General features: G+C 60.9%; 8 protein-coding genes and 1 tRNA gene. 5 read left to right on the top strand and 4 right to left on the bottom strand.

The features are described from left to right. The first annotated feature begins 1 nt into the window (after position 1). The 5 genes from MKK55_RS15940 to MKK55_RS15920 all read left to right on the top strand — a co-directional run bounded on the left by MKK55_RS15940 (position 2) and on the right by MKK55_RS15920 (position 8,536). Entirely contained in the window at positions 2–3,145 is a 3,144-nt protein-coding gene (locus MKK55_RS15940; protein ID WP_243936267.1) for an efflux RND transporter permease subunit, read from the top strand. A gap of 421 nt (positions 3,146–3,566) precedes the next feature. After that, positions 3,567–4,310 carry a TetR/AcrR family transcriptional regulator gene (locus tag MKK55_RS15935; protein ID WP_243936265.1) on the top strand — a complete coding sequence of 248 codons (744 nt, stop codon included), beginning with the start codon at positions 3,567–3,569 and terminating at the stop codon, positions 4,308–4,310. Between the two features lie 152 nt (positions 4,311–4,462). Further along, a tRNA-Leu gene (locus MKK55_RS15930) sits at positions 4,463–4,547 on the top strand. A gap of 93 nt (positions 4,548–4,640) precedes the next feature. After that, on the top strand, positions 4,641–6,344 hold the full coding sequence (locus tag MKK55_RS15925) for a site-specific integrase (protein WP_243936263.1): 1,704 nt from the start codon (positions 4,641–4,643) through the stop codon (positions 6,342–6,344). Positions 6,345–6,511: 167 nt separating this feature from the next. Beyond that, positions 6,512–8,536 (top strand): ATP-binding protein, encoded by a 2,025-nt coding sequence (locus tag MKK55_RS15920; protein WP_243936254.1) that lies wholly within the window; start codon positions 6,512–6,514, stop codon positions 8,534–8,536. A gap of 181 nt (positions 8,537–8,717) precedes the next feature. On the opposite strand, the gene MKK55_RS15915 is transcribed toward MKK55_RS15920, so the two are convergent. From MKK55_RS15915 to MKK55_RS15900, 4 genes are all read right to left on the bottom strand, one after another. Beyond that, positions 8,718–8,942, bottom strand: coding sequence for a hypothetical protein (locus MKK55_RS15915; RefSeq protein WP_243936252.1), 225 nt, complete (start codon positions 8,940–8,942; stop codon positions 8,718–8,720). A 291-nt stretch (positions 8,943–9,233) separates the two neighbouring features. Further along, entirely contained in the window at positions 9,234–9,686 is a 453-nt protein-coding gene (locus MKK55_RS15910) for a hypothetical protein (protein WP_243936243.1), read from the bottom strand. Between the two features lie 922 nt (positions 9,687–10,608). Next, positions 10,609–11,343, bottom strand: a complete 735-nt coding sequence (locus MKK55_RS15905) for a hypothetical protein (protein WP_243936241.1) — start codon at positions 11,341–11,343, stop codon at positions 10,609–10,611. 433 nt (positions 11,344–11,776) lie between these two features. Then, a complete protein-coding gene (locus MKK55_RS15900; RefSeq protein WP_243936239.1) occupies positions 11,777–12,889 on the bottom strand; it encodes a hypothetical protein in 1,113 nt (370 codons plus the stop codon). Positions 12,890–13,069 lie beyond the last annotated feature (180 nt).

The following is a 13,069-nucleotide window of genomic DNA, read 5'->3' as shown; positions in this document are numbered from 1 at the left end:
CATGCGCCTCAACATCTCCGCCTGGTCGATCCGCCGGCCGCTGCCGTCGATCGTCCTGTTCCTCGTCCTGATGCTGCTGGGCTTCGTCAGCTTCCGCTCCTTGCCGATCACGCGCTTTCCCAACATCGACATCCCGATCGTCTCGGTGACGATCACCCAGTCGGGCGCGGCGCCCTCCGAGCTTCAGACCCAGATCACGAAGTGGGTCGAGGATTCGGTGGCGGGCGTGAAGGGCGTCAAGCACATCCTCTCGACCATCACCGAGGGCTCGTCGGTCACCACCATCGAGTTCCGGCTCGAGGTGAACACCGATCGGGCCGTCAACGACGTGAAGGATGCGGTCTCGAAGATCCGCCTGAACCTGCCGCGGACCATCGACGAGCCGATCATCAACCGCGTCGAGATCGCCGGCCTGCCGATCATGGTCTACGGCGCGTCCGCGCCCGCGATGACGCCGGAGGACCTGTCGTGGTTCGTCGACGACGTGGTCGCCCGGTCGATCCAGGGCGTGCGCGGCGTCGGCGGCGTCGAGCGCCTCGGCGGTGTCGCCCGCGAGGTCCGCGTCACCTTGAAGCCCGACCGGCTGCTCGCGCTCGGCATCACCGCGGCCGACGTCAACCGGCAGCTGCGCCTGACCTCGGCCGACATGGCCGGCGGACGCGGCGAGGTCGGCGGCCAGGAGCAGTCGATCCGCACGCTCGCGGCCTCGGCGACCCTCGACACGCTCGGCGCCACATCGATCGTCGTCTCCGGCAACCGCAAGGTGCGGCTCGACGAGCTCGCCACGCTCACCGACACCGCCGAGGAGCCGCGCACCTTCGCCCGCTTCAACGGCGAGCCGGTGGTCGCCTTCGCGATCTCGCGCTCGGGCGGCGCCAGCGACGCCGAGGTCTCGGTCGGCGTGGCCGACCGGATCGCGTCGCTGCACGCCGCCAACCCGGGCGTGCGCTTCGACCTGATCGACACCTCCGTCACCAACACGGTCGGCAACTACCATTCCGCGATGCTCGGGCTGCTGGAGGGCTCGGCGCTGGCGGTGATCGTTGTGCTGCTGTTCCTGAAGGACTGGCGCGCGACGCTGATCGCGGCGGTGGCGCTGCCGCTTTCGGTGCTGCCGACCTTCTGGGTGATGAGCACGCTCGGCTTCTCGCTGAACGCCGTCAGCCTGCTCGCGATCACGCTGGTGACCGGCATTCTGGTCGACGATGCCATCGTCGAGATCGAGAACATCGTCCGCCACATGCGGATGGGGAAGACGCCCTATCGCGCGGCCCTCGAGGCGGCCGACGAGATCGGCCTCGCGGTCATCGCCATCACTGCGACGATCATCGCGATCTTCGCCCCCGTCTCGTTCATGGGCGGCATCGCCGGGCAGTACTTCAAGCAGTTCGGCCTGACGATCGCGGCCGCCGTGTTCATGTCGCTGCTGGTCGCGCGCCTGATCACGCCGCTGCTCGCCGCCTACTTCCTGCGCGACCACGGGCCGGAGGACACGCGCGAAGGCGTCGTGATGCGCGGCTACACCCGCCTCGTGGCGTGGTCGGTGCGGCACAAGTTCGTGACGCTGGTGGCGGGGCTGGCCTGCTTTGCCGCCTCCATCCTGTCCACCGGCCTGCTGCCGTCCGGCTTCCTGCCGGCCGAGGACGCGGCCCGCACGCTGTTCGTGGTCGAGCTGCCGCCCGGCGCCAAGCTCGCCGAGACCACGCGCGTCACCGACGCGCTGGTGGACAAGATCCGGACGCTGCCCGAGGTCCGCAGCGTGTTCGTCGACGGCGGCCGGCAATTGCCGGGGAAGAAGGAGGTGCGGCTCGCCTCGCTGACCATCAACCTGACGCCGAAGAACACGCGACACCGCACGCAGAAGGAGGTCGACGTCGCCGTCGGCGCGATCCTGCGGCAGCAGCCCGACATCCGGTTCTGGGCTTTGCGCGAGGGCGGCCAGCGCGATCTCGCGCTCATCATCGCCGGCCCCGACAAGGCGGTGGTCGCCGACGTATCGCAGCGCCTCCAGCGCGAGGCGGCGCAGGTGCCCCACCTCGTCAACGTGATCTCGACCGCGCCGCTCGACCGCACCGAGATCCGCATCCGCCCCAAGGCCGGGGTCGCGGCCGATCTCGGCGTCTCCACCGACCTGATCGCCGAGACGGTGCGCGTCGGGACCATCGGCGACATCGGCGCCAACCTCGCCAAGTTCAACGCGCGCGACCGTCAGGTGCCGATCCGGGTGCAGCTGCCCGAGACCCTGCGCAGCGACCTCGCCCAACTCGAGACCCTCAAGGTCCCGGTCAAGGGCGGCGCCGCGGTGCCGCTCTCGACGGTGGCCGACCTGTCTCTCGGGCAGGGCCCGACCGCAATCGACCGCTACGACCGGGCGATCCGCGTGGCGCTGGAAGGCGACATGCAGGGCTCGGACGCCCTCGGCTCGCTGATCGACCAGGTCATGCACCTGCCGACCGCCCAGGCCCTGCCGCCGGGCGTGACCATCAGCCAGACCGGGGACGCCGAGGTGATGGGCGAGGTGTTCTCCGGCTTCGCCCTCGCCATGGGCGCGGGGCTGATGATGGTGTTCGGCGTGCTGATCCTGCTGTTCGGCTCGTTCCTGCAGCCGATGACGATCCTGTTCTCGTTGCCGCTGTCGATCGGCGGCGCGATCCTCGGGTTGCTGGTGTTCCACAAGCCGATCTCGATGCCCGTCGTCATCGGCATCCTGATGCTGATGGGCGTGGTCACGAAGAACGCGATCATGCTCGTCGATTTCGCCGTCGAGGAGATGGGTCGCGGCGTCGACCGCGCCACCGCGATCATCGATGCCGGCCGCAAGCGCGCGCGGCCGATCGTGATGACCACGATCGCCATGGCCGCCGGCATGGTGCCCTCCGCGATGGCGCTCGGCATCGGCGGCGAGTTCCGGGCCCCGATGGCGATCGCGGTGATCGGCGGCCTCATCGTCTCGACCGGCCTGTCGCTGGTCTTCGTGCCGGCGATCTTCGTGCTGATGGACGACCTCTCCCGCTTGATCGTCCGCCTGTTCTCCCGCTTCGTCGGCGCGCGCGACGACCCGGAGGAGGCGGGGCGAGCGCCTTCCGGCCATCCCGCCAACGATGGGCGGGGCTACCCGGCGCCGCCTCGGGTTGCGGCAGAGTAGGGGACGCTTCGGCGCACGCGCATCTTCGATCGGGGCGCGGACATCGCGTTCGGGCGGTCGATCCGAGCGCTTCGCGGTTCCGTCATCCCGCGATGAGAGGCCTGTCGCTCACCGCGCCGGCGCCGCAAGCGCCTTCGGCCCATGATCCACCACCGCGTTGCCGACCACGGCCGCGATGGAGAGCAGGGCGGGCAAGGCCGGCGCGCGATCGTGCCGCCATCGTCGAACACCGCGCCTCGCGTGCGCCCAATGGGCATGTCGTGCCATCGTCCTCGTGCGGCAAGCGCGCACAAAGGCACTGCCCTCGTCCGCCCGCGTTCCTACATAGGGAGCGAGACAGGATCGGCCGTTTCGCGGGTCGATCGTCACGAGGCGCGTCGCCCCTTCGGAGCGCGCGCGACATCAGGCAGGAGCAGGCCGCATGACCGAGACAGCAGGCTCGCCGAAGAAGGGCCGCAAGCCGGCGGATCCCGGCACCCATCACGAGCCGCCGACGCAGCCCCCGCGCGAGGCGGCGGTGGAGGCGCTGATGCGGCTGGCGGCCGAGCAGCCCTGGAACGACATCGAGGTCGGCGACATCGCCCGCGAGGCGGGTCTGAGCCTGGCGGAGCTGCGCGACCTGTTCCCGTCGAAGGGCGCGATTCTCGCCGGCCTCGCCCGGATCATCGACCGTAAGGTGCTCGAGGAGGACGGTGCCGACCTCGCGGAGGAGCCGACCCGCGAGCGGCTGTTCGACGTGCTGATGCGCCGGCTCGACGCGATGACGCCGTACAAGCCGGCCTTGCGGCGCATCTCGTTCGCGCTGCGCGGCGACGTGCTGTCGATGCTGGCCCTGAACGGCGTGGCCCTGAACTCCCACCGGTACATGCTAGCCGCGGCCGGGATCGACACCGAGGGCCCGCTCGGCCGGCTCAAGCTCCAGGGCGTCGTCATCGCCTTCGCCCGCGTGGTCGAGACCTGGCTGCAGGACGACGATCCGTCGCTCGCCCGGACCATGGCCCGCCTCGACAAGGAGATCCGCAGCGGCGAGCACTTCATGGAACGCGCCGAGGACGCCCGCCGGCTCGTCGCGCCGTTCCGCGCGCTCGGACGGTCTCTGCTCGATCGCCGGTCCCGGTCGCGCACGCCGGACGTGGAGGACGGCGAGCCGGCGCCGAGCCTCTGACGCGCTGGCGCTCGCCATCGGGCCGGCCATCCGCGTCGAGGCGAGCGCCGCGATCACACCGGGCGGTCGAACGCCCGCACATGCGGAATCCCGATTGACGCCACCGATGCCACCCCCTAAACGAGCCTTCGTCGGCGCCGAGCGCCCGGCGAGCCCAGGTGGCGGAATTGGTAGACGCGCTGGTTTCAGGTACCAGTCTTGCAAGAGGTGAAGGTTCGAGTCCTTTCCTGGGCACCACGCCAAACTAAGTCGTTGAAACACTGAAAACATTGGATTTTTCGGATCGGACCGGGGTACAACACCGGGGTACACGATCCGATGATCCGGCTTATGCAACGCCACGCCTTCCGAACTGACTCCCGCATCCATCAAATCCAGGCGCGCGTTCCGACCGATGTCGCTGAACGGTTGCGTGGGATGCATGTCGCAGTCGTCCTGCCGGCGATGCGATCCGACCCTGAGGCGATTCTCTCCCTCAAGCTCAGCGATCGAATCAAGGGTTCGTTACACACCCGCGACGACGTGGTGGCGACGGCCCGCCGGCTCCGGGTGCTGGAACACCTTGAGCGGATTTACGATCAGGTCCGAAAGGGCGGATCGAAGCTGAACCATCGGCAACTGGTCGGGCTCGCAGGCGATGTCTACCAGCTTCTCCGAGCGAATTTCGATGACGATCCGGGGACGCCGGAGATGTGGTCGGCGTGGAAGGCGTTTGTTCGGGCGGCACGTGAGGGACGTATCCCGACCGCGCCAACGATCACGCCCGGCGAACTCGCGGACGAAAGGGCTGAAGCCGCTCGGCTGTTCGGCCCCGATCTTACCGCCGGGATCGATGCCATGCCGCCATCCGGTGATCGCGCCGCGCTAGAGGATCGCTGCGGGCGGCTCACGTTGTGGGTGCTGCAACAGCGTGGACTTCACGTCGATCGGGCGACACGGATTCAGTTGCTTGAGCACGTTGCCGACGCTTGCCTCGATGCAGGTTTGGCCTTGAAGCGTGCGGCGGCTGGCGACTACACGCCCGATCCGAAGGCAAGCCGCTTTCCTCCTTTCGAAGGGAAGGCTTCTGGCATCACTCTGTCGGAGCTTTTCGACAGATGGAAGGCCGAGACCAAGCCGGCGGGCAGCACGGAAACGACATGGCGCGGCATCGTGACGGCCTTCGCCAAGCACCTGGGTCACGATGATGCCGCACGCGTCACAGATCGCGACGTGGTGGCCTTCAAGGATGCCCGCGTTGCCGCCGGCCGAGCGGCCAAGACGATCAACGACAGCGATTTGGCCTGCCTTCGGGCGCTTTATCGGTTCGGCGTTTCAAACAAGCGCTTGAAGACCAACCCGGCCGAAGGCGTGAAGGTCTCGGCGAAGGCGAAGGCGGGTATGCGGAAACTCCCTTACGAAGACGCCGAATTGGCACGCCTGCTCGCATTGTGCGCGGCGGAGACCCATCCAGCCAGACGCTTCCTTCCCCTCATTCTTGCAACGAGCGGTGCACGCGTCGCGGAGGTCGCACAGCTTTGGGCCGAGAAGGTCCGAGAGATCGACGGGGTTCCGTGTATGGAACTTGAACCGGCGGTTGATGGTGGAAATCTCAAAACGGCATGGAGCGAGCGGGTAGTTCCACTTCATCCTGCGGTACTTGAATCCGGATTTTTAGATTTTGTAGCGCAGCGGGGAACGGGGCCCCTGTTCTACAAGCACAATCGATCCGATACCGCACGACACGCAAGCAAAGGCGTTAGCAATCATTTGGCGTCATGGATTCGGCAACAGGGTTTTAACAATCCTCGGAAAGCTCCGAATCACGCTTTGAGGCATTGGTTCAAGTCGGCTGCTCCCAAAATTGGTATGCTAGACTCTGTTGCTGATCACATCCAGGGACATGCTCCCAAGACAGAAGGCGGCACGTATCGTCATTTCGATATGAAAACGCTTGCACGCGCTGTCGCATCCATACCCATTCCCACCGCATCGTGTTGTTCGAGGCGAGATCCGGACGATAATGACATTACATCTCCGGATGCACGAGCTTGATCATTTTCGAGAACGCACAGGGAGATTGCTGGAGGGACACGCCACGCACACGCCTGTGGCTACCTTGCCGGTGCGCATTTCTAAACGAAGCGAGTATCGCTATCGTTGGAACACAAAGCCGATCCCAGTACGGTCGGTGACCAAACACGCATTGGTGATTCATATCCATGCCCGCCACGCCCGATTTTGACGGCAATTATGATGATGAGACCTCCCTTATCCCTGATCTAAAACGGCGTGTTCGGAATTTGGCGTTAGGTCCTTCGGCACCGTCTAACGCGCTGATCCCAATGTTTGAAGCGGTTTATAATGCGCTTCACGCTGTAAACGATAGGTTCAAAGATGATTGGGCCGAGAGAGGAGTAATCGCGGTCTCGCTGATCGGTTTCGATGGACCCCGCCGGAGCGTCGAAGTCAGAGACAACGGTATTGGTCTTGATGATAAAAATTATGCGTCGTTCCGCACTTACGATAGCGATTGGAAATTAAAGCGGGGTGGTAAAGGTGTTGGACGATTGTCTTGGCTGAAGGTCTTTGAGGGCGCTACAGTTTTAAGCCGTTACAAAGTTGGTAAGCAATTGCAAGAACGCTCATTTGATTTTGTCCTAGACAATGCACGGCCAATTCGCAACTATCACAACCGGGCTATCAATACCTTAAATGGCGAAGTCTCAGATACGGGGACTACTGTCACTCTGCAGAACATGAGGGCTGAGTATGTTTCGCGTATGCCCACCCAGATCGATACAATTATCAGAAAGCTTATAGCTCACTTCCTCCCGTACCTGATGTCATCTAGTTTCCCGAAAATCACTGTAGAAACCGATGAAGATACCGTTGATCTGGGAGAATTTCTACGAGAGAAGAAGCATGACTTTGGCTCATTCTCATTCACTGGCGCTGAAGGCGAGACCCTAAAACTCAATCATAATCTGCTAGAGCGCGGAATCGTCGAAGGCAAAGCCTCTCATAAACTATATTTCACTGCCCATGACAGGGTCGTTGCTGAATTTGATATAGGTAACACGCTTGGACTGACGACTTACATCGAAGAGCGCGACGGCAAGCATGTTTACGCAGGTGTCTTGTCCGGTGAATTCCTCGATAATACAGTAAATTCCGAACGAACCAGCTTCGATTTTGATCAATACACCCTTGATACGATCAAAAGACTCGCAATCGCTCAAATCGGGAATGCTTTGCATTTTCAAATTGAGCGGGTTATTGCTCAACAAACAGAGCTTACGCGTCAGATCGTAAAGAAGTATCCGCGTTATTCGTATTTAATCGAAAATCCTCGGGAGTTCGCTGAGACTAAAATGCCGCGGAATTTTAGATCCGCGGAACAGGTATATCAACAACTTGCTCTCTATGACTTCCGAGAAAATCGAGAGGTTGAGCGGCGTGTCGAAGCTCTGTCAAAAAACGCTGCGAACGCATCTGAGGATACAATCGAGGCTGGTGTACAGGCGATCCTTTCGAAGCTATCGCAACAAGAGTATTCTGTTCTTGCTGATTACACTGTCAAAAGAAAAGTAGTTTTAGATTTGCTTGAGCGTCGGTTGGGGTACAAACCAAACGGCGAATTGAAGCATGAAGCCGAAGCCGCCCTCCACAGCTTCGTAGTACCAATGCGCGTTGAAAATCAGCAAGTCCGCGTTGATGATCATAATCTTTGGATTATAGACGATAAGCTTACGTACTACGAATATTGGGCATCCGATAGAAAGCTTCGAACGTTCATCAACGGCTCTAACTCAGACGATCGGCCAGATGTTGTGCTGTTCACCGGCAGGTCGGCATATCACCGACCTGGAACAGATCAGCCCGTCGTAATCATTGAGTTTAAGAAGCCTGTTCGAAACGACTATGACGACGATGAAAATCCATTTACTCAGATATATTCATACATCGAAGATATGCGAGCCCACAAAGTTTTAGATAAAAGCGGTGGTCAAATACAAGAGGTGACGGATAATACTCCGTTCTTTTGCTACATCATTGCTGACATAACGCCGAATATGAAAAAATGGCTTCGCATGGCACAAATCAACGTTCCACTCCCTGGAGGAAGTGGGTACTATGGTTTCAATGCTAATTACAATGCGTTTATCCAAGCGCTCAGCTACAAATACGTCTTAAAGGACGCGAGACTCAGAAACGAAGCTTTCTTCAAACGGCTTAAAATATAACATTTGTCCATCGGCATATGAGCGTGTTTTTTAGAGACAAAGCTCCTATTTGCTGTGATTCGCAGACAATTCAAAATCGTTAAAAACCATTCCAAAGCAATGACTTAGCGATGCGCCCCTAACCCGAGTTAGCGATGCGCCCCTAACCCGAGTCAGTGCTGACGTCAAGCGAAAATAGGATCTAATTCTGGGGCTGCGCCAGCCGTCCGACCAGAGCGGCAACATCGGGGTCTTCCGACAGAGTAACGCAGATTCCGAAGCGGAGCAGCGCCCGTGCGGCCTTGGACCTCGAAATCCCGTTGACGCTGGCGATGATGTCGATGTCGTCTCGAATGTCGTCATCGAGAAACAACGTGATGCTGCGACCCTGGCCGGTGAAACCTTCGTCGGTATCAGTGGTGTTCATTTCGGTTAGTCCTTTGATTGTTGGCAAAGTCTTTGCTTTACCAGGAATGTGGCTTGGTTCAGCGTCGGCGGCCGTCCTGAAACGGATCGTCTCGCCAACAACCGCGTAGGAGCCCCGTGGAGGCCCGTTCGTCGTTCAGGGCATCCGAGTGAGGCGGGAGGCCGCCAACGCCGCCAGCGGGCCGCTGTGTGGACGGGCGGGGCGGCGAGGCAGTGAACGAAATGACGCCGACTCGCTGGCGCCGGGCCTGATTTGCTAGAGCTCCCGGCAACGGGTGGTTTCCCGATGGCGTCAAGCGGTTGGTTGGTCCCGGTACGGAAGAGACGCGATCCGCATCATCTGCTCAACGATCTCGGCCTCGACGGGCGAGAGCACATCTGTCGCCGAGAGCAGGGTGAAGGAGCTATCGGGCACCTCGACGGCCACCGTTCGGTGATCAACGTTGAATGCGGCCCGCATTTCTCTCTCGGCCGTCCGTCGCTGCTCATCCTGCCGGAGACGATAGCCTATGGCAGCCCGCAGGTATTCCTCAGCCCGAGCTTGAGCGCGTGCGTCAGGAACGAGACCCACCGCTTCGTCCGTCGACTCGGGCATCGTTACCAGCGGCAATGTGATCGGCGCTTTCGATGAGAATTCGCGGAGCAACATACGAAGGCGGGCGACCTGGGCGGAAACCGGCGGAGTGTCTGGCGTGGGTGGCGTAACGGTGCGGTTCTGACGGCCACGACGGCGGGCGGTGATCACGTGATGCTTTCTTTTCCAAGATGGATGGTTGGGCGGCGTTGAGGTCGTTCTGGATCGGCGTGCGGTTCACATCGTGCAGACGCGGCAGGTTCCGGTCTCCCGGCGCTTGTCCGTGATCTTGGGCGAGATCGTCGGAACAATGTCGCTCATGGATATGCTTGATTCGAAAGGAGTGTGTCCATGCAAACGTTATAGCACAGAATGACGTCTGGGGTTCAGTGTCAGACTAATCGTTGGAGCATGTTTGGACGTTATCGCCGACTTTCCTTTACCAGGATTGATGTTGGTTCTTGCCCTTGGTCGAGTATTCCAGACTTGGACCGAGATACAGTGACGGATGGGTTATGCTCGACGTTCTGGGACAAGCGCAGACGTAAGATCAGCATTTATCATGGTAAAGGTCTTAGTACGGCTGATCACAGCCGCAACGATGCAGGTAGGGAGCCGCCGTTCGAGCCCAGATTTTCCTTGGTAAAGAAAGAAAGGTTCATCGAGCGCCGTGTTCCCCAGATGAAGCTGATCAGGTGCAGACCGTGCAGCACAGGGGTCCGCGCTTCACGCCTCTCCACGACCCTGGCCGGGCCATTCCGTGGCTACGCGGCGTTCGGAGTGATCTGGGTTTCGTCTCCCCATCGCCCACGCCGGCACGATGCCGACGCGTTCGAGGTGATGCAGGATTCAGGAAGCGTGAGCTTCCTGCTATAGCTGTCCGCCACGATTTGGTCTCGTGCCACGAAACAGTCTCACGGTTCAAAAAACACTAACGATTACAATGACTTATCGCATGCGAGATACCGGATTTCTGTGCATTTCGTCCAAAAATTATCGTTTGAAATCAATGACTTAGCTCGACGTTCTGCGCATGTTCTCAAATCTCCTGCACAAGCACCGGAGATACCAAGCCTCACGAAAATACGCATGGTTACAATGACTTAGAGCGAACCGAGTCGTTTTTCACGAGGCGGAGGTTCGGGCGCTTCGGTGCATCCTGGGCGACATCGTACGGGCTCTGGACCTCGACCACAGTCCCATCGGCGAGCTTCCGGTAGAACGTGGAACGAGACATGCCCAAAGACTCCCACGGCTTTGTCGACGCCTTGGAATTCGCCTGAGCCTTCGCGCCAGCCTTAGCCCGTCGCTTGCGCTCACACACGGCTTTCTTCGCCTTCCTCTCCACGGCACGCTGAGGTGCGCGACGGTCGGTAGCGCCGATAGACCTCAGCCTGAAGTCGACGACGTTCTGATGGCGAACACCGATTGCATCTGCGAGTTCGTCGGCGCTAGGCAGCGCGGGAAGGGCAGCACCGAACGACGCGGTGATCACCCGCTCCTGCTCTTCGAACCATGCCCGGCCCTGCTCAAGAGCGAACCGAGGCATGAACTTCATGGCCCAGCCGCAGGAGTCGACCGGCCTGGGGTTGCGACCATCCTCTTCCATCGCGACAAACCTCACACACAGAATTCGCACCAGCGGCTCATAGAACATCACGGCGTCGTCAGTCAGGCACGGGCCGCCGAACGTACCGGTGATGAACTTCTCGATATCCGACTTGAAGAGGTTGGCGACGGAAACCACCCTCGCCGGAGACCAAAGCGTCCGCTTGTTCCGCAGCGGGTTCCGCCGCTTGGGCTTCATCGCGTCGCGGATGACGAACATCGTCGTCCCAGCAGGCGATTCAGCCATGCGAGGCGAGCGCTGATTAGTGTTAGGCCCGACAAAGCCTTGCCGCTTTGCCGCCGCCGTGTTACTAGAACCCATCGATCATATCGACATTGCGACCCCCTGCCGAGTATCGTCGCCGTGTCGCCCTGCGCTGAAGACTTCGGCTGCAACCGAAGTCTTTGGTGGAAAAACTACCCTGACTGCCTGTTCCTGACTGCCTGTTAGGGTTAGACGTTAAATTCATCGCTTCGATCAATCGAAGAAACGACTCTACTCGACTTGCACCGCTACAGCAAGTCGAGTGGTCTTGCGTGTGCGTTTGCATAAATCGAAATGGCCAGGAACACTTTGATTCATGGCAAAGAAGCCATGCAGCGTTCAAGCTTGGCCGAGGCATCAGTATTCAGCGCCTCGGCCTGTCGTTGTGTTACGAATAGACGTGGTCCACGTCGTGGGAACGACGGTTCATGGCCTCGTTAATCCGACGTTGAACGGCATTCGCTAGAGCTTCGGGATCGCCGTTATGTCCGTTGATCTGAATGACGGCACCAGAACCACTTGAACCACCACCGCCAGCCGGCGATACACCGCTCGATTGCAGCGTGTTGACGTTGCGGATCGGAGCAGACTCGCCCAAGGGTGCCGCAGGAGCATTCGGGCCGGAACCGAGACCACCAGCCTCGCCAGCCTTTCGCCATCCCGTCGATTTGATCCCGTCGCCAACGTCGCGAAGCTTCCTGGACTCCTCGGCAACGGCGTTCGACGTGCGGTTCATGGGATTGGCAGAGCCACCGAGGAAGTCGCCGGTCTTTCCGAGAATGGCGTTGTAGTTCGACGCGTTCTTCTCTCCGAAACCCGAGCCGAACGAGTAGTCTTTCGACTTCACTCCGCCTGAGCCCTTGTACTGTTCGGCAACCCGCATCCCAGTGATGTTGCCGGCCTTGTCGCGGATGTAGTTCTGGAATACGGCCGCGTGATCGGTGCCGGCGCCCATGGTTCCGGTTCCGCTGCCTGCGTATCGAGATGACTGAGAACCATCTCGATTGAGGAAGGTCGCAACAGGTGTTCCAGGCGTAAGGGTGCCTGCCTCGGCGCCGACGCCCTTACGCCACTCAGTCACCGAGCCCGAAACACCAACGGCAGCCTTCGCCAGGGCGACGCATTGCTCATTGATCACTGAACCGCTTGAACGAAGTGCCCGCATCCGGCCGAGAACGTCGCCGCCATCTGTGGACGGAGGAACAGCACCACCGCCAGGAACGTCTTTCGCACCACCTCGCGACATGGCGGACTGAGCCCGAGCCATCGCCCCAGGGTTGGACTTCAAGCCCTCCCATGCGCCAAGACCCTGATTTCGGGCGATCCACCGCGCCATGCGATCCTGAGTGGCGGCATCGAACGTGGCTGTGCCGGGGAGACCTAACGCTGCCTGCGCAGATCGCATGGTGTTGCCGACGATTTGGTAGCGGCCGAGTGCCGACGATGAGCCGTGACGGCTTTTCACCTCACGCCCGAACGCGAAGGCTTCATCGAGCGTCATCGTGGAGACCGGCTTTGAGGGAGTGCCGTACTTGCCGTTTCCTAGTGGTTGAGCCCTGACGGTTGAGTCCGTGTGGGGTTTCGGTTTGCGCCCCATCCTGCGAGTCTGGCGGGATGCGCAGTGGCATCTCTTTCACGCTCTCCACCTCGGATCGCCTTCGGCTCGAAGCACTCGTCGCGG

Source organism: Methylobacterium sp. J-059, from assembly GCF_022829485.1.
Lineage (GTDB): Bacteria > Pseudomonadota > Alphaproteobacteria > Rhizobiales > Beijerinckiaceae > Methylobacterium.
Note: the sequence above shows the minus strand (reverse complement) of the source record. Positions and strands in the feature narration are given on the sequence as shown.

Coding starts and splice junctions, on each gene's coding strand:
- MKK55_RS15940 (WP_243936267.1), top strand. CDS start 2: ATGCGCCTCAACATCTCCGCCTGGTCGATCCGCCGGCCGCTGCCGTCG.
- MKK55_RS15905 (WP_243936241.1), bottom strand. CDS start 11,343: ATGTTCGTCATCCGCGACGCGATGAAGCCCAAGCGGCGGAACCCGCTG.
- MKK55_RS15900 (WP_243936239.1), bottom strand. CDS start 12,889: ATGACGCTCGATGAAGCCTTCGCGTTCGGGCGTGAGGTGAAAAGCCGT.
- MKK55_RS15915 (WP_243936252.1), bottom strand. CDS start 8,942: ATGAACACCACTGATACCGACGAAGGTTTCACCGGCCAGGGTCGCAGC.
- MKK55_RS15925 (WP_243936263.1), top strand. CDS start 4,641: ATGCAACGCCACGCCTTCCGAACTGACTCCCGCATCCATCAAATCCAG.
- MKK55_RS15935 (WP_243936265.1), top strand. CDS start 3,567: ATGACCGAGACAGCAGGCTCGCCGAAGAAGGGCCGCAAGCCGGCGGAT.
- MKK55_RS15920 (WP_243936254.1), top strand. CDS start 6,512: ATGCCCGCCACGCCCGATTTTGACGGCAATTATGATGATGAGACCTCC.